This window comes from Devosia sp. Root635 (genome assembly GCF_001427605.1).
In the GTDB taxonomy this organism is placed as follows: Bacteria; Pseudomonadota; Alphaproteobacteria; order Rhizobiales; family Devosiaceae; genus Devosia.
In genome coordinates this window covers 307,368-331,758 of record NZ_LMGZ01000018.1, presented here as the reverse complement: position 1 = coordinate 331,758, position 24,391 = coordinate 307,368, and the positions used below count along the sequence as shown (strand labels likewise).

Genomic DNA, 24,391 nt, shown 5'->3' with positions numbered 1-24,391 from the left:
CTCCTTACCAGCTCGACTTCACGAGACCCGGGATCTGCCCCAGGTTGCCAAGCTGACGCAGAGCGATACGGCTCAGCTTCAGCTTGCGATAGTAGCCGCGGGGACGACCCGAGACTTCGCAGCGGTTGCGCACGCGGACCTTGGCGGAATTGCGCGGCAGCTCGGCCAGCTTGAGCTGGGCTGCGAAACGCTCATCCATCGGAATGGACGTGTCCTTGGTCTGCTTCTTGAGAGCGGCGCGCTTGGCAGCATATTGCTTGGCCAGCGCAGCGCGCTTGTTGTTCTTAATGATGGAGCTGGTCTTTGCCATGTCCTGATCCTTTTTCCCTTCCCTGTCCGCTTACTGGCGGAAGGGGAAGTTGAATGCCTTGAGCAGCGCGCGAGCTTCATCATCGGACTTCGCGGTCGTGGTGATCACGATGTCCATGCCCCAAACCTGATCGATCTGATCGTAGTTGATTTCGGGGAAAATGATGTGTTCCTTGATACCCATGGCGTAGTTGCCACGACCGTCGAAGGAGTTCGGGTTCAGCCCGCGGAAGTCGCGAACGCGCGGCAGCGCCACGTTCACCAGACGGTCAAGGAACTCGTACATGCGGATGGAGCGAAGGGTAACCTTCACACCGAGCGGCATGTTTTCGCGCACCTTGAAGCCGGCGATCGACTTGCGAGCGTAGGTGATGACCGGCTTCTGGCCGGCAATCTTCTCGAGCTCGGCAGCAGCAGTCTTCACCTTCTTGGTGTCGTTTACCGCTTCGCCAACCCCGATGTTCAGCACGATCTTCTCGAGCTTGGGCAACTGCATGACGTTCTTGTAGGAGAACTGCTCCTGCAAGGCCTTGCGGATATTGCCTTCGTACTCGGTACGAAGACGCGGAACGTAAGCTGTCTCAGCCATCGATCGAATCTCCGGTCGACTTGGCGACGCGCGTCTTCACGCCGTCCTTGATCTGGAAACCGACGCGGCTGGGCTTGCCATCCTTGTCGGCGATCGCGAGGTTCGACAGGTGGATCGGCGCTTCCTTGGTGAAGATGCCGGCATCGGTCGACGCGGTCTGCTTGGTGTGGCGGCGGACCAGGTTGATGCCCTGGACAAGCGCCTTGGTTTCAGTCGGGATGACCGACAGGACCTGGCCGGTTTTGCCTTTGTCCTTGCCAGCCAGGACGACGACCTTATCGCCCTTCTTGATCTTGGCAGCCATTACAGCACCTCGGGTGCGAGCGAAATGATCTTCATGTGGTTCTTGGCGCGAAGCTCGCGCGGAACCGGCCCGAAGATACGAGTGCCGATCGGCTCTTTCTGATTGTTGATCAGAACCGCGGCGTTCTTGTCGAAGCGGATGACGGTGCCATCGGGGCGGCGAATGTCGTAGGCGGTGCGAACCACCACGGCCTTCATGACCTGGCCCTTCTTGACGCGGCCGCGCGGAATGGCATCCTTGACCGACACGACGATGATGTCGCCGATCGAGGCATACTTGCGGTGCGAACCGCCCAGTACCTTGATGCACATGACCCGCTTGGCGCCGGAATTGTCGGCGACATCGAGATTGGACTGCATCTGGATCATGACGTTGCGCCTTCCTGCTGGGCCGCGCCAACAACCAGCGTCCAGCGCTTGTTCTTGGAGATCGGAGCACATTCTTCGATCCAGACCACCTGGCCCACCTTGGCCACATTGGCCTCGTCGTGAGCATGGTACTTCTTGGACCGGCGCACGGTCTTCTTCATCACCGGATGCGTGAAGCGGCGCTCGACGCGCACCACGACCGTCTTATCATTGGCGTCGGAGACCACAGTCCCCTGCAAAACGCGCTTTGGCATGGTCGCGGCTCCTTACTTCGCTGCGTTCTTTTCGCCGAGGATCGTCTTGATCCGCGCGATATCGCGGCGGACCTTCTTGACCTGGGCGGGCTTTTCCAACTGCTGGGTAGCGCGCTGGAAACGCAGGTTGAACTGTTCTTTCTTGAGGTCGACGAGCTGATCCTTCAGTTCGTCTGCGGTCTTGGCCCGCACATCACTGGCTTTCATGCTCGTTGTCCTTAGTCGGCAATGCGGGTGACAACCCGCGTCATGATCGGAAGCTTCATGGCGCCGAGGCGCAGGGCTTCCTTGGCAACGTCCTCGGGGACGCCGTCGATTTCGAATACGATGCGGCCGGGCTTGACGCGGGCCGCCCAGTATTCCACCGAGCCCTTGCCCTTACCCATACGCACTTCGGTCGGCTTCTTGGAAACCGGCACGTCCGGGAAAATGCGGATCCACACACGGCCCTGGCGCTTCATCTCGCGGGTGATCGCGCGGCGGGCCGCTTCGATCTGGCGAGCGGTGACGCGCTCGGGTTCGGTTGCCTTGAGGGCATACTGGCCGAAAGCGAGGTCCGTACCACCCTTGGCAACGCCATGGATGCGGCCCTTATGCGCCTTGCGGAACTTGGTCTTCTTAGGTTGCAGCATAATGAACTAACCTTCTTATGCGCGTTCGCGGTCACGGTCGCCGCGCTCACGGCGCGGTTCGCGTTCAGCGCGCTGGCCACCCTGATCCGCGCCTTCGGTGGCGCGACGCTCATGAGCGGTGGGATCGTGCTCGAGGACTTCGCCCTTGAAGACCCAGACCTTGATACCGATGATGCCATACGTGGTTTCGGCTTCGGCAGTGCCGTAGTCGATATCAGCGCGCAGCGTGTGCAGCGGAACGCGACCTTCGCGGTACCATTCGGTACGCGCGATGTCGGCACCACCGAGACGGCCGCCAACATTGACGCGGATGCCGCCGGCGCCCATGCGGATCGCCGTCTGCACGGCGCGCTTCATGGCACGGCGGAAAGCCACGCGGCGTTCGAGCTGCTGGGCAATGCCCTGGGCAACCAGCGTCGCATCGGTCTCCGGCTTGCGCACTTCAACGATGTTGATGTGCACTTCGCTGTCGGTGAACTTCTTCACCTTGGCGCGGATCTTGTCGATGTCAGCGCCCTTCTTGCCGATCACGATGCCCGGCCGGGCCGTATGGATCGACACGCGGCACTTGCGGTGCGGACGCTCGATGACGATCTTGGACACCGCGGCGGCCTTGAGGTCTTCCAGCAGCATCGTGCGGATCTTCAGGTCTTCCTGAAGCAGCGTGCCGTATTCGCCCTTGTTGGCGAACCAGCGGCTGTCCCACGTGCGGTTGATGCCGAGGCGGAAGCCGATTGGATTGATCTTCTGGCCCATTATGCGGCCTCCTCAACTTGCCGGACGATGATCGTCAGATGCGCAAACGGCTTTTCGATGCGCGACGAACGGCCACGGCCACGAGCGGTGAAACGCTTCATGACAAGCGAATTACCAACAAAGGCTTCCGCAACGACGAGAGCGTCGGTGTCGAGGCCATGGTTGTTCTCGGCATTGGCAATGGCGCTCTCGAGCACCTTCTTGACCTGGCCGGAAATGCGCTTGTGGCTGAATTCGAGTTCGGCCAGAGCCTTCTCGACCTTCTTGCCGCGGATCAACTGGGCCAGAAGGTTGAGCTTCTGCGGGCTGATGCGCAGCATGCGCAGCACAGCCTTGGCCTCGTTGTCCTTGAGCGCGCGCTGGGTTTTTGGCTTGCCCATCTTACTTCCTCTTGGCCTTCTTGTCGGCCGCGTGACCGTAATAGGTACGGGTCGGGGCGAACTCGCCGAACTTGTGGCCGATCATGTCTTCGGTGACGTTGACCGGAACGTGCTTCTGGCCGTTGTGAACACCGAAGGTGATGCCGACGAACTGCGGCAGGATGGTCGAACGGCGGCTCCAGATCTTGACCACGTCGCTGCGGCCGGATGCGAGGGCCTTCTCGGCCTTCTTGAGCATGTAGCCGTCGACGAACGGCCCCTTCCAGATTGAACGGGTCATGGCTTACCTGCCCTTCTTCACGTGACGGCTGCGAACGATGAACTTGTCCGTCGCCTTGTTGCTGCGGGTCTTCTTACCCTTGGTCGGCTTGCCCCACGGGGTCACCGGATGACGGCCACCCGAGGTACGGCCTTCACCACCACCATGCGGGTGATCGATCGGGTTCATGGTCACGCCGCGGTTGACGGGCTTGCGGCCCAGCCAACGGGACCGACCGGCCTTGCCGAGCGAGGTGTTGGAGTGATCCTGGTTCGACACGGCGCCGACAGTGGCGAGGCACGAACCGTGGACACGGCGCTGCTCGCCCGAGTTGAGGCGAAGGATCGCCCAGCCCTGGTCGCGACCGACATACTGGGCATAGGCACCAGCCGAACGGGCGACCTGGCCGCCCTTGCGGGGCTTCAGCTCGATATTGTGGACGATCGTACCGACCGGCATGCGTTCCAGCGGCATCGCATTGCCCGGCTTCACGTCGACGGCATTCATCGACGAGATGACCTTGTCGCCGGCCGAAAGACGCTGGGGAGCCACGATATAGGCGAGCTCGCCGTCTTCGTACTTCACCAGGGCGATCCAGGCCGTACGGTTTGGATCATATTCCAGGCGCTCGACCGTACCGACGACGTCGAACTTGACGCGCTTGAAGTCGATCAGGCGATAGGTGCGCTTGTGACCGCCACCACGATGGAACGTGGTGATGCGACCGCGATTGTTGCGACCACCGGACTTGCTGAGGCCTTCGGTCAGGGTCTTGACCGGCTTGCCCTTCCACAGTTCCGAACGATCGGTCGTCACGAGCTGACGGCGGCCTTCGGAGGTGGGATTGTAATATTTCAGAGCCATTTTGTTCTGTCTCTTCCCTTAGAGGCCGGTCGAAATATCGATCGACTGGCCGTCGACGAGGGTCACGATCGCCTTCTTGACGTCGTTGCGCGTGCCGATCTTGCCACGGAAGCGCTTCACCTTGCCCTTGCGGACCAGGGTGTTCACTGCCTTGACCTTGACCGAGAAGAGCTGCTCGACGGCAGTCTTGATATCGGTCTTGTTGGCATCGATCGCCACGTCGAAAACGACCTGGTTTGCTTCCGACGCCATCGTCGACTTTTCAGTCACGACGGGGTTGCGGATGATGTCGTAAGCGCTGAGCTTGTTCATGCGAACCTCGCTTCCAGCGCTTCGAGCGCTGCCTTGGTCAGGACGAGCTTGTCGCGCTTGAGGATCGACACAACGTTGATCCCCTGCACCGGCAGCACGTCGATATGCGGGATGTTGCGCGCGGACAGAGCGAAGTTCTGGTCCACCGCCGCACCATCGATGATCAGCGCGTTGGTCCAGGCCAGCTTGCCGAAGGTGGCCAGCAGACCGGCGGTCTTGGCTTCCTTCTGCGACACGCTGTCGACGACGATCAGCGAGCCCGACTTGGCCTTGGACGACAAAGCATGCTTCAGCGCCAGGGCGCGGACCTTCTTGGGAAGGTCGATGGCATGGCTGCGCGGGGTCGGACCGAATGCACGACCGCCACCACGGAACTGCGGAGCCTTGCGATCGCCATGGCGAGCGCCGCCCGAGCCCTTCTGCTTCACGAACTTCTTGCCCGTGCGCGTGCCTTCCGAACGATGCTTCACGTCATGCGTGCCGGCCATCGCCTTGAGCTGCTGGTAGCGAACCATGCGGTGCAGGATGTCCTGGCGGACTTCCAGACCGAAGACGTCGTCGGCGAGCTGGATCGAGCCAGCGGCCTTGCCGTCGAGGGTTGTGACCTTGAGTTCCATTTAGTTACCTTCCCCCGCGACTTCGGCGGCGGCCTTGAACGAGCCCGGGAAGGCAGCGCCCTTGGGGGCTGGCTTCTTCACCGCGTCCTTGATCATGATCCAGGCGCCCTTGGCGCCGGGAACCGAACCCTGGATCATGATCAGGCCACGTTCCACGTCGGTCTTGACGACCTTGACGTTCTGCGTGGTGATGCGACGATCGCCCATATGGCCCGGCATCTTCTTGTTCTTGAAGGTCTTGCCGGGGTCCTGACGACCACCGGTAGAACCGATCGAGCGGTGCGAAACCGACACGCCGTGCGTTGCACGCAGGCCGCCGAAGTTCCAGCGCTTCATGCCGCCGGCAAAGCCCTTGCCGATCGAAGTGCCGGTGACATCCACCAGCTGGCCTTCGAGGAAATGGTCAGCCTGAAGCTGCGCGCCGACCTCGATGAGGTTGGCTTCATCGACGCGGAATTCCGCGACGTGGCGCTTCGGCTCGACCTTGGCAACGGCGAACTGGCCGCGCTCGGCCTTGGTCGTGTTCTTCGCCTTGGCCTGGCCAGCGCCAAGCTGCAGGGCGACGTAGCCATCCTTGTCAGCGGTCCGCTGGCCCACCACCTGGCAGTTCTGCAGGCCCAGCACCGTCACCGGGACGTGCGAGCCGTCCTCGGCGAAAATGCGGGTCATGCCCAGCTTCTGTGCGATCAATCCAGAACGCATCGGTTATTACCTTCTCTCTTGGCGCTGTACCGGGTCATGGTTTCAGAGGACCCTTTGTTTGATACGCGCGGAAAACTCGTTAGCTCAGAGCTTGATTTCGACGTCGACGCCGGCGGCAAGATCGAGCTTCATCAGTGCGTCGACCGTCTGGGGAGTCGGGTCCACAATGTCGAGGAGACGCTTGTGAGTCCGGATCTCGAACTGCTCGCGCGACTTCTTGTCGATATGGGGCGAGCGGTTGACGGTAAACTTGTCGATTCGCGTCGGCAGCGGGATCGGGCCGCGAACCTGCGCGCCCGTACGCTTGGCCGTCGACACGATCTCGCGCGTCGAAGCGTCGAGAACGCGATGGTCAAACGCCTTGAGGCGGATGCGAATATTCTGACCGTTCATCTTTGTAAATCCTGGCGAAAATGGATCGCGGCGCGCCGTTTCGCGCGCCGCGAATGTCTCAGTAAGGCTTACTTCAGGATCGTCGCGACGACGCCCGAACCGACGGTACGGCCACCTTCACGGATAGCGAAGCGGAGCTTCTCTTCCATGGCGATCGGCACGATGAGCTGAACGTTGATGTTCAGGTTGTCGCCCGGCATGACCATTTCGGTGCCTTCCGGCAGCGTCACGATGCCCGTCACGTCCGTCGTGCGGAAGTAGAACTGGGGACGATAGTTGCCGAAGAACGGGGTGTGGCGACCGCCTTCTTCCTTGGTCAGGATATAGACTTCAGCGGTGAAGTCGGTGTGCGGGGTCACGGAGCCGGGCTTGCAGAGAACCTGGCCGCGCTCAACCTGCGTGCGGTCGATACCACGGATCAGCGCGCCGATATTGTCGCCGGCCTGGCCCGAGTCGAGCAGCTTGCGGAACATTTCGACACCGGTAACGGTGGTCTTCTGGGTCGCCTTGATGCCGACGATTTCGACTTCTTCGCCAACCTTGACGATACCGCGTTCGACACGGCCGGTGACCACGGTGCCGCGGCCCGAGATCGAGAACACGTCTTCGATCGGGAGCAGGAACGGCTGGTCAACCGGGCGTTCCGGCTGCGGGATGTACGAGTCGACGGCAGCCATCAGCTCGAGAACGGCGTCATGGCCGAGCTTCTTGTCCGAATCTTCGAGAGCGGCGAGAGCCGAGCCCTTGATGATCGGAACGTCGTCGCCCGGGAATTCGTAGGAGCTCAGCAGTTCACGGACTTCCAGCTCGACGAGTTCGAGCAGTTCCGGATCGTCGACCATGTCGCACTTGTTCAGGAACACGACCAGCGCCGGCACGCCAACCTGGCGGGCGAGCAGGATGTGCTCACGGGTCTGGGGCATCGGGCCGTCGGCAGCCGACACGACCAGGATCGCGCCGTCCATCTGGGCAGCGCCGGTGATCATGTTCTTCACATAGTCGGCGTGGCCGGGGCAGTCGACGTGTGCGTAGTGACGGTTGGCCGTCTCATACTCGACATGCGAGGTGTTGATGGTGATGCCGCGTGCCTTCTCTTCCGGCGCGCTGTCGATCGACGCATAGTCCTTGAACTGAGCGCCGCCGGCTTCAGCCAGGACCTTGGTGATCGCTGCGGTCAGCGAGGTCTTGCCATGGTCGACGTGACCGATGGTACCGATGTTGCAGTGAGGCTTAGAGCGGGAAAACTTTTCCTTACCCATCGTTTCTCTCCGTATTCGTTAGCCTGAGGCCAACCTTGCGTTTCAGTTTATTGTTTAGGCGTACTTGGCCTGGACTTCGTCGGCGACCGCCTGCGGCACCTGCTCGTAGTGATCGAACGTCATCGAATACTGTGCACGGCCCTGGCTCATCGAGCGCAGGCTGTTCACGTAGCCGAACATGTTCGCGAGCGGCACATAGGCATTCACGACCTGGAGGACACCACGACCTTCGGTGCCGTGAATCTGACCACGACGCGAGTTCAGGTCGCCGATGACGTCGCCCATGTAATCTTCGGGCGTGACAACTTCAACCTTCATGATCGGCTCGAGGATCTTCGGAGCCGCCTTGCGCAGAGCTTCGTTGAAGCCCGCACGACCGGCGATTTCGAAGGCCAGAACCGAAGAGTCCACGTCATGGTAGGCGCCTTCGGTCAGCGTCACCTTGACGTCCACGATCGGGAACCCGATCAGCGGACCGGCCGACATGACCGACTTCACGCCCTTTTCGACGCCGGGGATATATTCCTTCGGCACCGAGCCGCCAACGACGGCATTGACGAATTCAAGACCCTTGCCGACTTCCGACGGCTCCACGGTCAGCTTGACGCGGGCGAACTGGCCCGAACCGCCCGACTGCTTCTTGTGGGTATAGTCCACATTGGCCGACTTGGTGATGGTTTCGCGATACGCCACCTGCGGCTGGCCGATATTGGCCTCGACCTTGAACTCGCGACGCATGCGGTCGACGAGGATGTCGAGGTGAAGCTCGCCCATGCCCGAAATAATGGTCTGGCCGGATTCTTCGTCGGTCTTGACGCGGAACGTCGGATCTTCGGCGGCCAGGCGGTTGAGCGCGAGGCCCATCTTTTCCTGGTCGGCCTTGGACTTGGGTTCCACCGAGATGTCGATAACCGGCTCGGGGAAGATCATGCGTTCAAGGATGACCTGGGCATTCTGCGGGCACAGGGTATCACCGGTGGTGGTATCCTTGAGGCCCACGATAGCCACGATGTCGCCGGCAAAGGCTTCCGTGATCTGCTCGCGGCTGTTGGAGTGCATCTGGAACAGACGACCCACGCGTTCGCGCTTTTCCTTGACGGTGTTCTCGAGCATCATGCCCTGCTCGAGCTTGCCCGAGTAGATGCGGCAGAAGGTCAGCGTGCCCATATGCGGGTCGTTGGCGATCTTGAAGGCCAGCATGGCCAGCGGCTCGTTGTCGTCGGCATGACGCTCGATCGGCTCTTCCGTACGGGCATCGATGCCCTGGATTGCCGGAACGTCGCCGGGCGACGGCAGGAAGTCGATAACGCCGTTGAGCAGGGGCTGCACGCCCTTGTTCTTGAAGGCCGAGCCGGCGAACACCAGGAAGAACTTGGTGTCGATCGTGCCGCGGCGCAGCAGGCGACGGATGGTGTCGTTGTTCGGCATGTCGCCGTTCAGATACGCTTCCATCGCATCGTCATCGAGTTCGACGGCAGCCTCGATCATCTGCTCGCGATACTTCGCGGCCTTGTCCTTGAGGTCTTCCGGAATTTCGACAACGTCCCACTGGGCGCCCAGTTCTTCATTGCGCCAGACCAGGGCATTCATCTCGATCAGGTCGACGACGCCCTTGAACTCGCTCTCGGCACCGATCGGCAACTGGACGGGAACGGCCTTGGCGCCGAGGCGCGTACCGATCATCTCGACGCAGCGATAGAAATCGGCGCCGATCTTGTCCATCTTGTTGACGAAGATGAGACGGGGAACTTCGTACTTGTCGGCCTGGCGCCAGACGGTTTCGGTCTGGGGCTCGACACCGGCATTGGCGTCCAGCAGGGCAACCGCACCGTCGAGCACGCGCAGCGAACGTTCGACTTCGATGGTGAAGTCGACGTGGCCGGGGGTGTCGATGATGTTGAAGCGGTGCATGGTGCCATTGCGATCCTTCCAGAAGGTCGTAGTGGCAGCGGACGTGATGGTGATGCCGCGTTCCTGTTCCTGCTCCATCCAGTCCATGGTCGCGGCGCCGTCATGGACTTCGCCGATCTTGTGGGACTTGCCGGTGTAGTAGAGGATGCGTTCGGTCGTGGTCGTCTTGCCAGCATCGATGTGAGCCATGATGCCGAAGTTGCGATAGAGATTGATCGGATATTCGCGTGCCATGGGGCGCTCCTACTACCAGCGGTAGTGCGAGAAGGCACGGTTGGCGTCAGCCATACGGTGCGTGTCTTCGCGTTTCTTGACGGCCTGGCCACGGCCATTGAGCGCATCCATGAGCTCGCCGGAAAGGCGCTCGCGCATGGTGTTCTCGCCGCGCTTGCGGGCGGATTCGATCAGCCAGCGAATGGCCAGGGCCTGCTGACGATCGGCACGGACTTCAACCGGAACCTGATACGTGGCACCGCCAACGCGGCGCGAACGCACTTCGACCGACGGGCGGATGTTTTCCAGGGCCGTGTGGAACACCTCGACGGGGTTCTGCTTGACCTTGGCCTCGACGATATCGAAGGCACCATAGACGATGCTTTCGGCGGCCGACTTCTTGCCGTCCTTCATCAGGGAGTTCATGAACTTGGTAAGGACGAGATCGCCGAACTTTGCGTCCGGGATAACGTCACGCTTCTCTGCGCGGTGGCGACGGGACATGACTCTATCTCCTTACTTCGGACGCTTCGCGCCGTACTTCGACCGGCGCTGCTTGCGGTCCTTGACGCTCTGCGTGTCGAGAACGCCGCGGAGCACGTGGTAGCGAACGCCCGGAAGGTCGCGAACGCGGCCGCCACGGATCAGGACCACGGAGTGCTCCTGCAGGTTGYGGCCTTCACCCGGAATATACGAAATGACTTCGCGCTGATTGGTCAGGCGAACCTTGGCAACCTTGCGCAGCGCCGAGTTCGGCTTCTTCGGGGTCGTCGTATAAACACGTGAGCAAACGCCGCGCTTCTGCGGATTTGCTTCCATTGCCGGAACCTTGTTCCGCTTTGGCTTGCTGGCGCGTGGTTTGCGGATCAGCTGATTAATGGTGGGCATTGCGCTCTTTCCATCGTCCAAAATTTCGGTGCCGCCGATAAGCGGCCCCTAAGTTCTTGTTAGTCGCCCTTCCGAAGCCGGAAGCGCTCCTGCGCGGTCTAGAAAAGCAAACCAAAACGGCGCTCGCCCGACCCGACTAGGGGAACGGCGGCGCCTTAATTGCAGCGGACCACCCATGAACCGGGCAGTCATGCGCACAAGGATTTGCTTCGTCTAGTTACCCGACAGTGTGTTTGAGTGTCCTGGATGCCCGCGCAAGATGGCAGGAACCCGGTGTGACATTCACGACCGACCGCTTAGGTAGGCGCTGTTTAGAGCCGACTCTCCCTCCCGTCAAGGATTCTTTCGTGAAAAAACCGCGCGGGAGCCATGCACGGACTTGCAATGCTTTTGCAGTGGTGCATGGGAAAAGCGGCACCCTTCCCCGCCCAATATCGATCCTGAACGTGCCGCTTCTCCCCAGCGGCGAATTGTGTAGGATCGAGGCATCACGATGCTCGGGGTTCCAGGGGAGAATACGATGAAGCTCAGTTCCATGATTGCCGGCAGCGCCATCGCGCTCATGCTGACCTCCTCCGGTTTCGCCCAGCCCCTGCTGACCGGCGCCGATACCAGCGAAATCCTCAATGCCGCGCGCGGCTATGGCGCCGCGACGCTGACCACCCAGAGCAACGGCGATCCCCAGATCACCGGCAAGATCGAGGGCATCACCTACCAGATCTATTTCCGCAACTGCACCAACAATGCCGATTGCGAGGATCTTAATTTCTATCTCGGCTTCCTCGATCTCAAGCCGACGCTGGAAGTGATCAACGACTGGAACTACAACAAGCGCTTCAGCCGCGCCTATATCGACCAGGACGACGACGCCTGCGTCGAAATGGACCTCGACCTGGTCAAGGGCGTGACCGCCGAATACCTCGATTCCCAGTTCGGCCTCTGGGCCATGGTCGTCGGTCAGTTCGCCGAGCATGTCGGCTATAACTAGGTTTCCTGGCCCATCTCACCCGGTCTCAACCGTCATTACCCGGCCTGTCCGGGCAATCCATGCCCCCGCGCTGAGAAATGGATCACCCGGAGAAGCCGGGTGATGACGATGGCGGGGCCGGCATTCTCCTCAATCGCCACGATGTCATTCCCGCGAAAGCGGGAACTCCGAAGTAATCGCCATCGATGCCTTCTATAACCGGCTGGCCAGGATTGCGCTGGGATGGAGCGAGGAGCAGGCGTTGGCGGCAGACGTGAACGCCATTCTAGTGGGCTTCTCTGGCAAGCAGGACATGTGGCAGGCGGTGTTCGGTGGCGGGAAGAAAGACGATCCGAGAACCTGCAACAGGCAGGGCCGGGGATGCTCTAGCTCTCGCGAGCTAAAGCCCGACAGCCTTCTTGAGCGCTTCGTCAATTCTAGACTGCCAGCCAGGCCCATCAGCCTTGAACCGTTCCACCACTTCTGGGGTGAGGCGTATCGAGATAGGCACTTTTTTAGGTGCAGCCTGTGGGCCGCGCGTTCGAGGGAATGCCTTCAAAATGTCGGCGGGTAGCGAACTGGCGGGTTTTGCTCGTTTGAAATCAGCCTCGGTCCACTCCGGGTTGTCATGGTCGAAGGCTTCCGGCTCCTGTGCGGCGCGGATTTCCTTGTCACTGATCCTGCGGGGCATAGCGATCCATCTCCTTTCTGTGAGCTCGGCGAAGGCTGATAGCGCGGACAGCGCCATTGCGATGGGTAAAAGCGAGGCAATAACTCTTGCCATCGATCAGGCCCCAAGCGCGGTAGCGAACTTCGCCGTACTCGTTGCGATCATCTTCGATGAACGCGAGGATTTCGAGATCGGCAGCGCGGGAAAGCGATACGCCATGCTTGGCGATGTTCACTGCGTCCTTGGCGGGGTCGAATTCGATTTCCATAATCGTATATACAATTTTCAGAGCAAAGCGTCAAGAAAATTGTATATACAGAAAGAAATCCTTTCAGGCCCACCTAAGCGGGCCTTTTCTATTGGAGTTGGCTGATCAGCGGGAACCTCCGTTTCCTCGCCACATCGCCAACCGAGCCCCCTTTCGCGGGAATGACTCCCTAAAAATCATCACTTCTTGCCCGCCCGCAGCATCTCCATCGCCTTGTCGACCCGCCTCTGCCGTGTCTCCGGCGTCTTGGCGTCGGTGATCGACAGCACATGGCGCAGCTTGTTGCTGTAGGACAGCGTCTCGAAAAACGCCTTGGCCACGGCATCCCCGGCCATTGCGGCGTCGAGGTCCTCCGGCACGACCACTTCGCGCGGCGTGGTGTCGAGCGTTAGCTCCACTTCGACCGCATCGCCGCCCTTGATGCCGGATTCGGCACGGCGCTCGGCGCTGAGCGGAATCAGGAACTTGCCGCCCATCACCGCAATCGACGAGCGATAGCTGTAGCTGCCGACGGTCACCGCCACCGCCGGCTTCTTGCCGCCGCCCAGCCCCTCGACCACCTCGGGCGGAACCTCGATGCCGGTATTGTTGCCCGTCTGCAGGATCGTTGTCTTGAATTTCATGGCGCATGCTCCTCGTGCTCATTCGTAAGTGACGACGAGCGAGCCTGCAAGAAAACGACCGCCAGCAAGCGGGCAAAAGAAAAGGGGCCCGAAGGCCCCTTCCCCATTCACATGACTGACGACACTTACTCGGCGGCGGGCGCCGGGATCTGCACGGTCGACGCCTGGCGGCGGCGTTCGTCCAGGATCAGGTCGTCGCGCTTGGACGCGATCAGCTTGGCCGAGGAAATGCCGGCGCCGGTACCCGCCGGGATCAAGCGGCCGACGATGACGTTTTCCTTGAGGCCTTCGAGCAGGTCGGCCTTGCCGGAAACCGCCGCTTCCGTAAGGACGCGGGTGGTTTCCTGGAACGAGGCAGCCGAGATGAACGACCGCGTCTGCAGCGACGCCTTGGTGATGCCGAGCAGCACCGGATTGGCGGTCGCCGGCTTCTTGCCATCGGCAACGAGGCTGTCGTTGAGCTCGTCGAAGTCCAGCTTGTCGAGCTGCTCGTCCTTGAGCAGGCCGGTATCGCCTGGATCCACGATCTCGACCTTCTGCAGCATCTGGCGAACGATCACCTCGATATGCTTGTCGTTGATCAGCACGCCCTGCAGGCGATAGACCTCCTGGATTTCATTGACGAGGTAGCGCGCAAGCTCCTCCACGCCCTTGATGGCCAGGATGTCATGCGGTGCCGGGTTGCCGTCGAGGATGTACTCACCCTTCTCGATGGCGTCGCCTTCCTGCAGGTGGAACGGCTTGCCCTTCGGGATCAGGTACTCGACCGGATCGCCACCGTCCTCGGTCGGCTCGATGATGACGCGACGCTTGTTCTTGTAGTCGCGGCCGAAGCGGATGGTGCCATCGATCTCGGCGATGATGGCGTGATCCTTCGGACGACGGGCTTCGAACAGCTCGGCCACCCGCGGCAGACCGCCGGTGATGTCCTTGGTCTTGGCGCTTTCCAGCGGAATACGGGCCAGCACGTCGCCCGGCGATACCTTCTCGCCCGGCTCGACCGCGATGACCGCGTCAACCGAGAGCAGGTAACGGGCGTCGCCGCCACGGTCCACCTTCTGCACCACGCCGCCACGCGCAATGGCAAGTGCGGGCTTGAGCCCTTCGCCACGCTGGTTGCCGCGCCAGTCGATGACCACGCGCTTGGTGAAGCCGGTCGCCTCGTCGGTGTTTTCCGCAACGGAAGCACCGTCGACCATATCCTCGAACACGACCTCGCCCTCGACTTCGGCGAGAACCGGACGGGTATAGGGGTCCCATTCGGCCAGGCGCTGGCCACGACGAACCTCATCGCCTTCCTTGACCAGGAGCTTGGAACCATAGGTCACCTTGTGGGTGGCCCGTTCCTTGCCGTCGGCATCGAGAATGGCGAGCGACACGTTACGAGCCATGACCACCAGCTTGCCGCCCTCGACCTTGGCCAGGTTCGGATTGCGGATGGCGATCTTGCCTTCCGCGCCGGCTTCCAGGAACGAGCTGTCGACCACCTGCGCCGTGCCACCGATATGGAACGTACGCATGGTGAGCTGGGTACCGGGTTCACCGATCGACTGCGCGGCAATGACGCCGACAGCTTCACCCATGTTCACCGGGGTACCGCGAGCAAGGTCACGGCCATAGCAGGCCGCGCAGGTGCCCTGGCGCATGTCGCAGGTCAGCGGCGAACGGATGCGGATCGACTGGATCCGGGCGTCCTCGATGATGTCGACATGCTTTTCTTCCAGCAGCGTGCCCTTGGCGGCGATCAGATCGCCGGTCAACGGGTGGAAGATGTCGTCGGCAGCCGTACGGCCCAGCACGCGCTGGCCGATGGAGGCCACGATCTGGCCGGCATCGACGATCGGCTCCATGGTCAGGCCGCGATCGGTGCCGCAATCGGTCGAGACGATGATCGCGTCCTGCGCCACATCGACGAGACGACGCGTCAGGTAACCCGAGTTCGCGGTCTTCAACGCCGTATCCGCCAGACCCTTGCGGGCGCCGTGGGTGGAGTTGAAGTATTCGAGAACGTTGAGGCCTTCCTTGAAGTTGGCCGTGATCGGGGTCTCGATGATCGAGCCGTCAGGGCGGGCCATCAGGCCGCGCATGCCGGCAAGCTGCTTCATCTGCGCCGGCGAACCGCGGGCGCCCGAGTGGCTCATCATGTAGACGGAGTTGATCGGCTTTTGACGGCCGGTCTCCTTGTCGATCTGCACCGTGCGGATCGCGTCCATCATCTCTTCGGCGACCTTGTCACCGCACTTGGCCCAGGCGTCGACCACCTTGTTGTACTTTTCGCCCTGGGTGATCAGGCCGTCATTGTACTGCTGCTCGAACTCTTCGACCTGCTTACGCGCGGCTTCCACGATCGTATACTTGGAGGCCGGGATAACCATGTCGTCCTTGCCGAACGAGATGCCGGCGTCGCAGGCATTCTTGAAGCCGAGCTGCATGACGCGGTCACAGAAAATGACAGTCTCCTTCTGGCCGCAACCGCGATACACGGTGTCGATCATCTTGGAGATCATCTTCTTGGTCATCAGCTGGTTTGCCGTCGCATACGGCACCGCCGGATGCTTGGGCAGGATCTGGCCGATCAGCATGCGGCCTGGCGTGGTTTCCACGATTTCCGTGGTTTCCTTGCCGTTCTCGTCAAACGAGGTTACGCGGCCTTTGATCTTGGTGTGCAGCGTCACGACCTTGTTGTCGAGCGCATGCTCGAGCTCGGCGATCGAGCTGAAAGCCATGCCTTCGCCCGGCTCCTTCTCGTTCATCAACGAGAGGTAGTAGAGACCCAGCACGATATCCTGGCTCGGCACGATGATCGGCTGGCCGTTGGCAGGGTGCAGGATGTTGTTGGTCGACATCATCAGCACGCGCGCTTCCAGCTGCGCTTCGAGCGACAGCGGAACGTGCACGGCCATCTGGTCACCGTCGAAGTCGGCGTTGAAGGCCGAGCAGACGAGCGGGTGCAGACGGATGGCCTTGCCTTCGATCAGGATCGGCTCGAAGGCCTGGATGCCCAGGCGGTGAAGCGTCGGCGCGCGGTTCAGCAGAACCGGATGCTCGCGGATCACCTCGTCGAGGATATCCCAGACCTCGGGCTTCTCCTTCTCGACCAGCTTCTTGGCCTGCTTGACGGTCGACGAGAAACCCTTGGCTTCGAGGCGCGAGTAGATGAACGGCTTGAACAGCTCAAGTGCCATCTTCTTGGGCAGGCCGCACTGATGCAGCTTGAGGTTCGGGCCCACGGTGATGACCGAACGGCCCGAATAGTCCACGCGCTTGCCGAGCAGGTTCTGGCGGAACCGGCCCTGCTTGCCCTTGAGCATGTCGCTGAGCGACTTCAGCGGACGCTTGTTGGCACCGGTAATGGTGCGACCACGGCGGCCGTTGTCGAACAGCGCGTCCACGGCTTCCTGCAGCATGCGCTTTTCGTTGCGGATGATGATGTCCGGGGCACGCAGCTCGATCAGGCGCTTCAACCGGTTGTTGCGGTTGATCACGCGGCGATAGAGATCGTTCAGATCGGACGTGGCAAAGCGGCCGCCATCCAGCGGCACCAGCGGGCGCAGCTCGGGCGGAATGACCGGAATGACGGTCATGATCATCCATTCGGGCTTGTTGCCCGAAACGATGAACTGCTCGACGATCTTCAACCGCTTCGCGAGCTTCTTGGGCTTAAGTTCCGTGGTGGACTCAGCAATTTCCACGCGCAGGTCGGCCGCGATCTTTTCCAGATCGAGCGCAAGCAGGATGTCGCGAATGGCTTCGGCGCCGATCTTGGCGGTGAAGCTGTCGGCGCCATACTCGTCCTGGGCATCGAGATACTGCTCTTCGGTCAGCAACTCATGCTGGGTGAAGGGCGTCAGGCCCGCATCGAGCACGACATAGTTCTCGAAATACAGGATACGCTCGATGTCCTTCAGCGTCATATCGAGCAGCAGCGCGATACGGGACGGCAGGGACTTCAGGAACCAGATGTGCGCAACCGGTGCGGCCAGCTCGATATGGCCCATGCGCTCGCGGCGAACGCGGCTCAGCGTGACTTCCACACCGCACTTTTCGCAGATGACGCCCTTGAACTTCATGCGCTTGTACTTGCCGCACAGGCACTCATAGTCCTTCACGGGGCCAAAGATGCGCGCGCAGAACAGGCCGTCGCGTTCGGGCTTGAACGTACGGTAGTTGATGGTCTCGGGCTTCTTGATCTCGCCGTACGACCAGCTCAGGATTTTCTCCGGGCTCGCGATGGAGATCTTCATCTGGTCGAAGGTCTGCACCGGAACGGCCGGGTTGAACGGGTCCATGACGTGGGAATGATGATTCATCAATTCTCTCCTCTTTCCATCCGGAGGGGCCATCGGGCCCGCTCCTTCAGGAAGTGAATGGGGGTAGAAAGTGCCGGATTATTCCGCCGCTTCCTGAGGAGGTGCGAGCTCCGCTTCGGCCTTTTCGGAGCCGTCCTCGATCTCGCGCATGTCGAGTTCGACATTGAGACCGAGCGAACGGATTTCCTTGACCAGAACGTTGAAGCTCTCGGGGATGCCCGCTTCGAACGTGTCGTCGCCGCGCACGATGGCTTCATAGACCTTGGTACGGCCGGCCACGTCGTCCGACTTGATGGTGAGCATTTCCTGGAGCGTATAAGCCGCGCCATAGGCTTCGAGAGCCCACACTTCCATCTCGCCGAAGCGCTGACCGCCGAACTGGGCCTTGCCGCCGAGCGGCTGCTGGGTGACCAGCGAATACGGACCGATCGAACGGGCGTGGATCTTGTTGTCCACCAGGTGGTCGAGCTTGAGCATATAGATATACCCAACCGTCACCTGCCGGTCGAACTGCTCGCCCGAACGGCCGTCATAGACGGTCGACTGGCCAGAGCCCTTGAGACCCGCGCGTTCCAGCATCTCGACGATATCGGCTTCCTTGGCGCCGTCGAACACCGGGGTCGCGATCGACACGCCCTTGGAGAGGTGTTCGCCGAGGCGGATCAGGCCATCGTCGTCCAGATCGCTGACGGTGTCGTCACCCTCGAACAGCTCGCCGATCTCCTTGCGGAGCGGCTTGAGGTCGCCCTTCTGCTGATAGATGCGGACCATCTCGTCGATCTTCTTGCCCATGCCGGCGCAAGCCCAGCCCAGGTGCGTCTCGAGGATCTGGCCCACATTCATGCGCGAAGGCACGCCCAGCGGGTTCAGCACGATATCGACCGACGTACCGTCTTCCAGATACGGCATGTCTTCGACGGGCACGATGCGCGACACCACGCCCTTGTTGCCGTGACGGCCGGCCATCTTGTCGCCCGGCTGGATCTTGCGCTTGGTGGCGATGAAGACCTTGACCATCTTCATCACGCCCGGCGGAAGTTCGTCGCCGCGCTGCAGCTTGTCCACCTTGTCGATGAAGCGCTGCTCGAGCAGACGGCGGCTCTCTTCATACTGGGCATGAAGCGCTTCCATCTCGGTCATGACCTTGTCGTCATCGACCGCGAACTGCCACCACTTCGAACGAGGCTGCGCCTCGAACATCTGGTCGTTGAGCTTGGTGCCCACGACATAGCCCTTCGGGCCAGCCGTAGCGGCCTTGCCGAACAGCATCTCCTTGAGACGCGCATAGACGTTACGGTCGAGGATCGACTGTTCGTCGTCACGGTCCTTGGCGAGGCGCTCGATTTCCTCGCGCTCGATGGCCATGGCGCGCTCGTCCTTGTCGATACCGTGGCGGTTGAACACGCGCACTTCAACGACGGTACCGGCATCGCCCGGCGGCACGCGCAGGGAGGTGTCACGAACGTCAGAGGCCTTCTCGCCGAAGATGGCGCGGAGGAGCTTTTCTTCCGGCGTCATCGGCGATTCCCCCTTGGGGGTGATCTTGCCGACCAGGATATCGCCCGGCATCACTTCGGCGCCGATATGCACGATACCGGCTTCGTCGAGGTTCTTCAGCGCTTCTTCCGAAACGTTCGGAATGTCGCGGGTGATTTCCTCGGGGCCGAGCTTGGTGTCGCGGGCCATCACTTCATATTCCTCGATATGGATCGAGGTGAAGACGTCCTGCATGGCGATCTTCTCGCTGAGCAGGATGGAGTCTTCGAAGTTGTAGCCGTTCCACGGCATGAACGCGACGAGCACGTTGCGGCCCAGAGCCAGATCGCCCAGCTCGGTCGACGGACCGTCGGCGATGATGTCCCCGGCATTGACGTGATCGCCCACCACGACCAGCGGACGCTGGTTGATGCAGGTCGACTGGTTGGAACGCTGGAACTTCATCAGGTTGTAGATATCCACGCCCGACTTCGACGCATCGGTTTCTTCCGTTGCGCGAATGACGATACGGGTGGCGTCCACCTGGTCCACGATGCCCTTGCGCTTGGCGACAATGGCGGCGCCGGAGTCACGAGCCACCACGGCTTCCATGCCGGTGCCGACAAACGGGGCATGCGCACGCAGCAGCGGCACAGCCTGCTTCTGCATGTTGGAGCCCATCAGCGCGCGGTTGGCGTCGTCATTCTCGAGGAACGGGATCAGCGATGCGGCAACCGACACCATCTGCTTGGGCGAAACGTCCATCAGATCGACGTTTTCCTTGGGCGTCAGGCCGTTATCGCCGGCATGGCGCGCCACCACCAGATCGTCCTGCAGCGTGCCGTCCTTGTTGAACCGCGCATCGGCCTGGGCGACGTAGTGCTTGGCCTCTTCCATGGCGGAGAGATAGACCACGTCATTGGTCAGCACGCCGTCCACGATCTTGCGATACGGGGTCTCGATGAAGCCGTACTTGTTGACGCGGGCATAGGTGGCCAGGTTGTTGATCAGGCCGATATTGGGGCCTTCCGGCGTCTCGATCGGGCAGATGCGGCCATAGTGGGTCGGATGCACGTCGCGGACTTCAAAACCCGCGCGCTCACGGGTGAGACCACCCGGCCCCAGCGCCGACAGGCGACGCTTGTGGGTGATTTCCGACAGCGGATTGGTCTGGTCCATGAACTGGCTGAGCTGGCTGGAACCGAAGAACTCACGCACAGCGGCGGCCGCCGGCTTGGCGTTGATCAGGTCCTGCGGCATCACCGTGTCGATCTCGACCGAGCTCATGCGCTCCTTGATGGCGCGTTCCATGCGGAGCAGGCCAAGGCGATAGGAATTCTCCATCAGTTCGCCCACCGACCGGACGCGACGGTTGCCGAGATTGTCGATGTCGTCGATCTCGCCGCGCCCATCGCGCAGGTCGACCAGCGTGCGGACGACTTCCACGATATCTTCCTTGCGCAGCGTGCGCATGGTGTCGGGCGCGTCGAGTTCGAGGCGCATGTTCATCTTGACGCGGCCCACGGCGCTGAGGTCATAGCGCTCGCTGTCGAAGAACAGCGACTGGAACATGGCTTCGGCGGTATCGACGGTCGGCGGCTCGCCGGGGCGCATAACGCGATAGATGTCGAACAGCGCGTCTTCACGCGTCTCGTTCTTGTCCACGGCCAGGGTGTTGCGCAGATAGGCGCCGATGGTGATGTGGTCGATATCGAGGATCGGCAGTTCGTCGAAGCCGAGATCGAGCATCTTGGTCAGGGTCTTCTCGTCGAACTCGTCGCCTGCCTCCATGTAGACCTCGCCGGTCTTCATGTTGATCAGGTCCTCGGCGACATACATGCCATAGAGGTCTTCATTGACCGCCAGCAGGTGCGTCAGGCCGTTTTCGCTGAGCTTCTTGGCCTGGCGGGCCGAAAGCTTCTTGCCGCCTTCATGCACGACGTCGCCGGTCTTGGCGTCGATAAGGTCATGGGACGGCTTGGCGCCCTTCCACTTCTCGGCGTCGTAGGGAACGCGCCAGCCCTTGTCGGTCTTTTCGTACTGCAGGGTGTTGTAATACGTGCTCAGGATTTCCTCGGCATCCATGCCAAGCGCCTTGAGCAGGCTGGTGACCGGAATCTTGCGGCGACGATCGATACGGGCAAACACCACGTCCTTGGCGTCGAACTCGATATCGAGCCACGACCCGCGGTACGGAATGATGCGGCCGGCAAACAGCAGCTTGCCCGACGAATGGGTCTTGCCCTTGTCGTGGTCGAAGAACACGCCCGGCGAGCGGTGCATCTGCGAAACGATGACGCGCTCGGTGCCGTTGACGATGAAGGTGCCGTTCGACGTCATGAAGGGCATGTCGCCCATATAGACGTCCTGCTCCTTGATATCCTTGACCGAGCGGGCGCCGGTTTCCTCGTCCACCTCGAACACGATCAGCCGCAGCGTCACCTTGAGCGGGGCAGCGAACGTGATGTCGCGCGCACGGCACTCGTCGATGTCGTATTTGGGCTGCTCGAATTCGTACTTCACGAATTCGAGAGATGCCGTGTTCGAAAAGTCGGTGATCGGGAAAACCGAACGGAAGACGGACTGTAGCCCTTCGTCGGGACGGCCACCCTTGGGCTCGTCCACGAGGAGGAACTGATCATAGGAGGCCTTCTGGACCTCGATCAGGTTGGGCAACTCCGTGACTTCGCGAATGGAACCGAAGGACTTGCGAACCTTGCGGCGGCCGTTGAACGTGGTAGCCATGAGGGCTCCTCTATCTAGCGATTTGTCTCGGAGGCAGATATCCAAAGATCCGACTATCAGCCGTCGGGTCTCGGGATATATGCCCTTGATAGGCAGTTGTTTCGGGCTCAGCGACGCCTGTAAATCTTCCCAAGCCAAGGGAAGGACGGCAGAAAACGCCAAACACCCCATGGTCGAAGAACCATAGGGCAACGTGGACGTCAGCGTGCCTCAGACATCGAAATCGTCATATATTCCGCAAATTGGCGCCAGGGACCCATCCAATCGGTCCGGCGAATCATCCCGTGAAAACGAGAATGCGAAATGGCACATAGAGCGCCATTTCGCAGATTTCAAGGCAAAAGTCGAAATTACTTGAATTCGACCTTGGCGCCGGCGTCTTCCAGCTTCTTCTTGATGTCTTCGGCTTCAGCCTTGTTGACACCTTCCTTGACGGCCTTCGGAGCGGCCTCGACCAGAGCCTTGGCTTCGCCCAGACCCAGGCCGGTGATGGCGCGGACTTCCTTGATGACGTTGATCTTGTTGTCGCCGAACGAGGCGAGGATCACGTCGAATTCGGTCTTTTCTTCAGCGGCAGCGGCCGGGGCAGCGCCACCAGCGGCGGCAACGGCAACCGGAGCGGCGGCGGAAACGCCCCACTTTTCTTCCAGCATCTTCGACAGTTCGGAGGCTTCCAGAACGGTCAGGGCAGACAGGTCGTCAACAATTTTGGCGAGATCGGCCATTTGATAAATCTCTCTTTCAGGTGTTCAGTTCAAACCAGTCCCACATTCCATAAAGAACCGGGACCATGGGGTTACGCTGCTTTGTTGCTCTGTTCCGCATGAGCGGCCAACACGCGCGCGATACCACCAGCCGGCGCCACGATGACCGACGCGATACGGGTCGCGGGCTGCTTGAGCATCCCGGCGAGCGTTGCGCGCAGTTCGTTGAGCGACGGCATGGTCGCCAGCGCCTTGACGTTATTCGCGTCAAGAGCGGTCTTGCCCATCACGCCACCAAGAACGACGTATTTCGCGTTCTTTTCAGCAAACTTCGCCGCAATCTTCGGCGCAGTCATGGGGTCTTCCGCATAAGCGATGACGATCGGGCCGGTGAACAGGCCCGAAATGTCGGCGTGGTCGGTGTCTTTCAGAGCAAGCTTGGCAAGACGGTTCTTCGCGATCTTCACATAGCCACCGGCACCCTTCACCTCACGGCGAAGCGATTCCAGATTGGCCACGGTCAGACCGGTGTTCTGCGCGAGGACGATCGATCCAGCGCCCGAGAGGGCTGACTGAAGCGATGCGACAAGCTCACGCTTTTCCGCTCTTTCCACTGCTAGTCTCCACATTGAGCCCGGCGATAGTCGGCCGGGCCATTGCCAATTGCTGCCCCCTACCCTCCGGAGAAAGGAGAGGAGCAACGGTTACATGCCTGTCAACCGTGCTGCCCGAGGGCAACTGGCCTGGTTCGAACCGCTCTTATCTGCCCTTCCGGACAGGAAAATCCCGGTCTTCACCCCATCTATGCTGGCGTCGGTGGACATTAAGCTGACCCAGATCGATCAGCACCGGCAGTCTCGGACAGGACTTGTGCCGCCCTTGCGGGAGGCAATCCGGGCGGCTTGCGGCCGCCCGAAATTCTTTACAGAGCCGAAGCCGGCTCCACATGCACGCCCGGGCCCATGGTGGACGACACGGCAACCTTCTTGACGTAGGTGCCCTTGGCGCCCGCGGGCTTGGACTTCTGCACGGCGTCGGTGAACGCCTTGATGTTCTGCAGCAGGGCTTCTTCCGAGAAGGAAACCTTGCCGACGCCGGCATGCAGGATACCGGCCTTCTCGACGCGATATTCCACGGCGCCGCCCTTGGCAGCCTTGACGGCGCCGGCGACATCGGGGGTAACCGTGCCGACCTTGGGGTTCGGCATCAGGTTGCGCGGGCCCAGGATCTTACCGAGGCGACCGACCAGCGGCATCATGTCCGGGGTGGCGATGCAGCGATCGAAATCGATCTTGCCGCCCTGGATGGCTTCCATCAGGTCTTCGGCGCCAACGATATCGGCGCCGGCCTTGCGAGCCTCGTCTGCCTTGGCATCCTTGGCGAACACGGCCACGCGCACGGTCTTGCCGGTGCCGTTGGGCAGGTTCACCACGCCACGGACCATCTGGTCGGCGTGACGGGGATCAACGCCGAGATTGATGGCGATTTCGATGGTTTCGTCGAACTTGGCCGAGGCGCGCGACTTCACCATCTTGATGGCTTCGTCGAGCTTGTACAGCTTGTTGCGATCGATGCCCTCGCGGGCCTTGGTGATCTTCTTACCGATATGTGCCATCTG

General features: G+C 61.1%; 28 protein-coding genes. 1 reads left to right on the top strand and 27 read right to left on the bottom strand.

All coding sequences use genetic code 11. From position 1 onward, the window contains the following. Positions 1-4: 4 nt before the first annotated feature. The 19 genes from rpsN to rpsL all read right to left on the bottom strand — a co-directional run bounded on the left by rpsN (position 5) and on the right by rpsL (position 11,010). Positions 5-310, bottom strand: coding sequence for a 30S ribosomal protein S14 (gene rpsN / locus ASD80_RS10965; protein WP_056232653.1), 306 nt, complete (start codon positions 308-310; stop codon positions 5-7). Positions 311-340: 30 nt separating this feature from the next. Then, positions 341-898: a 50S ribosomal protein L5 gene (gene rplE, locus ASD80_RS10960; RefSeq protein WP_056232651.1), complete on the bottom strand. Its 558-nt coding sequence runs from the start codon at positions 896-898 to the stop codon at positions 341-343. Further along, positions 891-1,202 carry a 50S ribosomal protein L24 gene (gene rplX / locus ASD80_RS10955; protein WP_035102637.1) on the bottom strand — a complete coding sequence of 104 codons (312 nt, stop codon included), beginning with the start codon at positions 1,200-1,202 and terminating at the stop codon, positions 891-893. The genes rplE and rplX overlap by 8 nt, the downstream gene beginning before the upstream one ends. Continuing rightward, a complete protein-coding gene (gene rplN / locus ASD80_RS10950; protein ID WP_056232649.1) occupies positions 1,202-1,570 on the bottom strand; it encodes a 50S ribosomal protein L14 in 369 nt (122 codons plus the stop codon). The genes rplX and rplN overlap by 1 nt, the downstream gene beginning before the upstream one ends. Further along, the gene (gene rpsQ / locus ASD80_RS10945) at positions 1,567-1,824 is read right to left on the bottom strand and encodes a 30S ribosomal protein S17 (protein ID WP_056232647.1); all 258 of its coding nucleotides are present in this window, start codon (positions 1,822-1,824) and stop codon (positions 1,567-1,569) included. The genes rplN and rpsQ overlap by 4 nt, the downstream gene beginning before the upstream one ends. Positions 1,825-1,836: 12 nt before the next feature. Further along, a complete protein-coding gene (gene rpmC, locus ASD80_RS10940) occupies positions 1,837-2,031 on the bottom strand; it encodes a 50S ribosomal protein L29 (RefSeq protein WP_056232645.1) in 195 nt (64 codons plus the stop codon). A gap of 11 nt (positions 2,032-2,042) precedes the next feature. After that, positions 2,043-2,456 carry a 50S ribosomal protein L16 gene (gene rplP, locus ASD80_RS10935; RefSeq protein WP_056232643.1) on the bottom strand — a complete coding sequence of 138 codons (414 nt, stop codon included), beginning with the start codon at positions 2,454-2,456 and terminating at the stop codon, positions 2,043-2,045. A 15-nt stretch (positions 2,457-2,471) separates the two neighbouring features. Further along, a complete protein-coding gene (rpsC, locus tag ASD80_RS10930) occupies positions 2,472-3,212 on the bottom strand; it encodes a 30S ribosomal protein S3 (protein WP_056232641.1) in 741 nt (246 codons plus the stop codon). Further along, complete coding sequence (gene rplV / locus ASD80_RS10925) at positions 3,212-3,592, bottom strand: 50S ribosomal protein L22 (RefSeq protein ID WP_056232639.1); 381 nt, start codon at positions 3,590-3,592, stop codon at positions 3,212-3,214. The genes rpsC and rplV overlap by 1 nt, the downstream gene beginning before the upstream one ends. A 1-nt stretch (position 3,593) precedes the next feature. Then, entirely contained in the window at positions 3,594-3,872 is a 279-nt protein-coding gene (gene rpsS, locus ASD80_RS10920; protein ID WP_056232637.1) for a 30S ribosomal protein S19, read from the bottom strand. Positions 3,873-3,875: 3 nt separating this feature from the next. Next, the gene (rplB, locus tag ASD80_RS10915) at positions 3,876-4,715 is read right to left on the bottom strand and encodes a 50S ribosomal protein L2 (protein ID WP_056232635.1); all 840 of its coding nucleotides are present in this window, start codon (positions 4,713-4,715) and stop codon (positions 3,876-3,878) included. 18 nt (positions 4,716-4,733) lie between these two features. Continuing rightward, positions 4,734-5,027 carry a 50S ribosomal protein L23 gene (locus ASD80_RS10910; RefSeq protein ID WP_056232633.1) on the bottom strand — a complete coding sequence of 98 codons (294 nt, stop codon included), beginning with the start codon at positions 5,025-5,027 and terminating at the stop codon, positions 4,734-4,736. Then, positions 5,024-5,644, bottom strand: a complete 621-nt coding sequence (gene rplD / locus ASD80_RS10905; protein WP_056232631.1) for a 50S ribosomal protein L4 — start codon at positions 5,642-5,644, stop codon at positions 5,024-5,026. The genes ASD80_RS10910 and rplD overlap by 4 nt, the downstream gene beginning before the upstream one ends. Further along, entirely contained in the window at positions 5,645-6,346 is a 702-nt protein-coding gene (rplC, locus tag ASD80_RS10900; protein ID WP_056232629.1) for a 50S ribosomal protein L3, read from the bottom strand. Between the two features lie 84 nt (positions 6,347-6,430). Next, positions 6,431-6,739, bottom strand: a complete 309-nt coding sequence (gene rpsJ, locus ASD80_RS10895) for a 30S ribosomal protein S10 (RefSeq protein ID WP_056232628.1) — start codon at positions 6,737-6,739, stop codon at positions 6,431-6,433. Positions 6,740-6,807: 68 nt separating this feature from the next. Beyond that, positions 6,808-7,998 carry an elongation factor Tu gene (tuf, locus tag ASD80_RS10890; protein WP_056232626.1) on the bottom strand — a complete coding sequence of 397 codons (1,191 nt, stop codon included), beginning with the start codon at positions 7,996-7,998 and terminating at the stop codon, positions 6,808-6,810. A 54-nt stretch (positions 7,999-8,052) separates the two neighbouring features. Continuing rightward, positions 8,053-10,143 carry an elongation factor G gene (gene fusA / locus ASD80_RS10885; protein WP_056232624.1) on the bottom strand — a complete coding sequence of 697 codons (2,091 nt, stop codon included), beginning with the start codon at positions 10,141-10,143 and terminating at the stop codon, positions 8,053-8,055. A 12-nt stretch (positions 10,144-10,155) separates the two neighbouring features. After that, positions 10,156-10,626, bottom strand: a complete 471-nt coding sequence (rpsG, locus tag ASD80_RS10880) for a 30S ribosomal protein S7 (RefSeq protein ID WP_056232623.1) — start codon at positions 10,624-10,626, stop codon at positions 10,156-10,158. Between the two features lie 12 nt (positions 10,627-10,638). Next, positions 10,639-11,010, bottom strand: coding sequence for a 30S ribosomal protein S12 (gene rpsL / locus ASD80_RS10875; RefSeq protein WP_056232618.1), 372 nt, complete (start codon positions 11,008-11,010; stop codon positions 10,639-10,641). A gap of 520 nt (positions 11,011-11,530) precedes the next feature. Here rpsL and ASD80_RS10870 point away from each other — a divergent pair. Further along, the gene (locus tag ASD80_RS10870; protein ID WP_056232616.1) at positions 11,531-11,998 is read left to right on the top strand and encodes a YbjN domain-containing protein; all 468 of its coding nucleotides are present in this window, start codon (positions 11,531-11,533) and stop codon (positions 11,996-11,998) included. 379 nt (positions 11,999-12,377) lie between these two features. Here the strand turns inward: ASD80_RS10870 and ASD80_RS10865 are convergent, their stop codons facing one another. The 8 genes from ASD80_RS10865 to rplA form a co-directional block, all read right to left on the bottom strand. Next, complete coding sequence (locus ASD80_RS10865) at positions 12,378-12,668, bottom strand: BrnA antitoxin family protein (protein WP_056232614.1); 291 nt, start codon at positions 12,666-12,668, stop codon at positions 12,378-12,380. Continuing rightward, complete coding sequence (locus ASD80_RS10860; protein ID WP_056232612.1) at positions 12,649-12,915, bottom strand: BrnT family toxin; 267 nt, start codon at positions 12,913-12,915, stop codon at positions 12,649-12,651. Before ASD80_RS10860 ends, ASD80_RS10865 begins: the two co-directional genes overlap by 20 nt. Before the next feature lie 179 nt (positions 12,916-13,094). Then, positions 13,095-13,538: a YdeI/OmpD-associated family protein gene (locus ASD80_RS10855; protein ID WP_056232611.1), complete on the bottom strand. Its 444-nt coding sequence runs from the start codon at positions 13,536-13,538 to the stop codon at positions 13,095-13,097. 125 nt (positions 13,539-13,663) lie between these two features. After that, a complete protein-coding gene (gene rpoC, locus ASD80_RS10850; protein WP_056232609.1) occupies positions 13,664-17,848 on the bottom strand; it encodes a DNA-directed RNA polymerase subunit beta' in 4,185 nt (1,394 codons plus the stop codon). 78 nt (positions 17,849-17,926) lie between these two features. Next, positions 17,927-22,069: a DNA-directed RNA polymerase subunit beta gene (gene rpoB, locus ASD80_RS10845; protein ID WP_056232607.1), complete on the bottom strand. Its 4,143-nt coding sequence runs from the start codon at positions 22,067-22,069 to the stop codon at positions 17,927-17,929. A 350-nt stretch (positions 22,070-22,419) separates the two neighbouring features. After that, a complete protein-coding gene (gene rplL / locus ASD80_RS10840) occupies positions 22,420-22,794 on the bottom strand; it encodes a 50S ribosomal protein L7/L12 (RefSeq protein WP_056232605.1) in 375 nt (124 codons plus the stop codon). Positions 22,795-22,865: 71 nt separating this feature from the next. Next, a complete protein-coding gene (gene rplJ / locus ASD80_RS10835) occupies positions 22,866-23,387 on the bottom strand; it encodes a 50S ribosomal protein L10 (RefSeq protein ID WP_056232604.1) in 522 nt (173 codons plus the stop codon). 308 nt (positions 23,388-23,695) lie between these two features. Next, the gene (rplA, locus tag ASD80_RS10830; RefSeq protein WP_056232602.1) at positions 23,696-24,388 is read right to left on the bottom strand and encodes a 50S ribosomal protein L1; all 693 of its coding nucleotides are present in this window, start codon (positions 24,386-24,388) and stop codon (positions 23,696-23,698) included. Positions 24,389-24,391 lie beyond the last annotated feature (3 nt).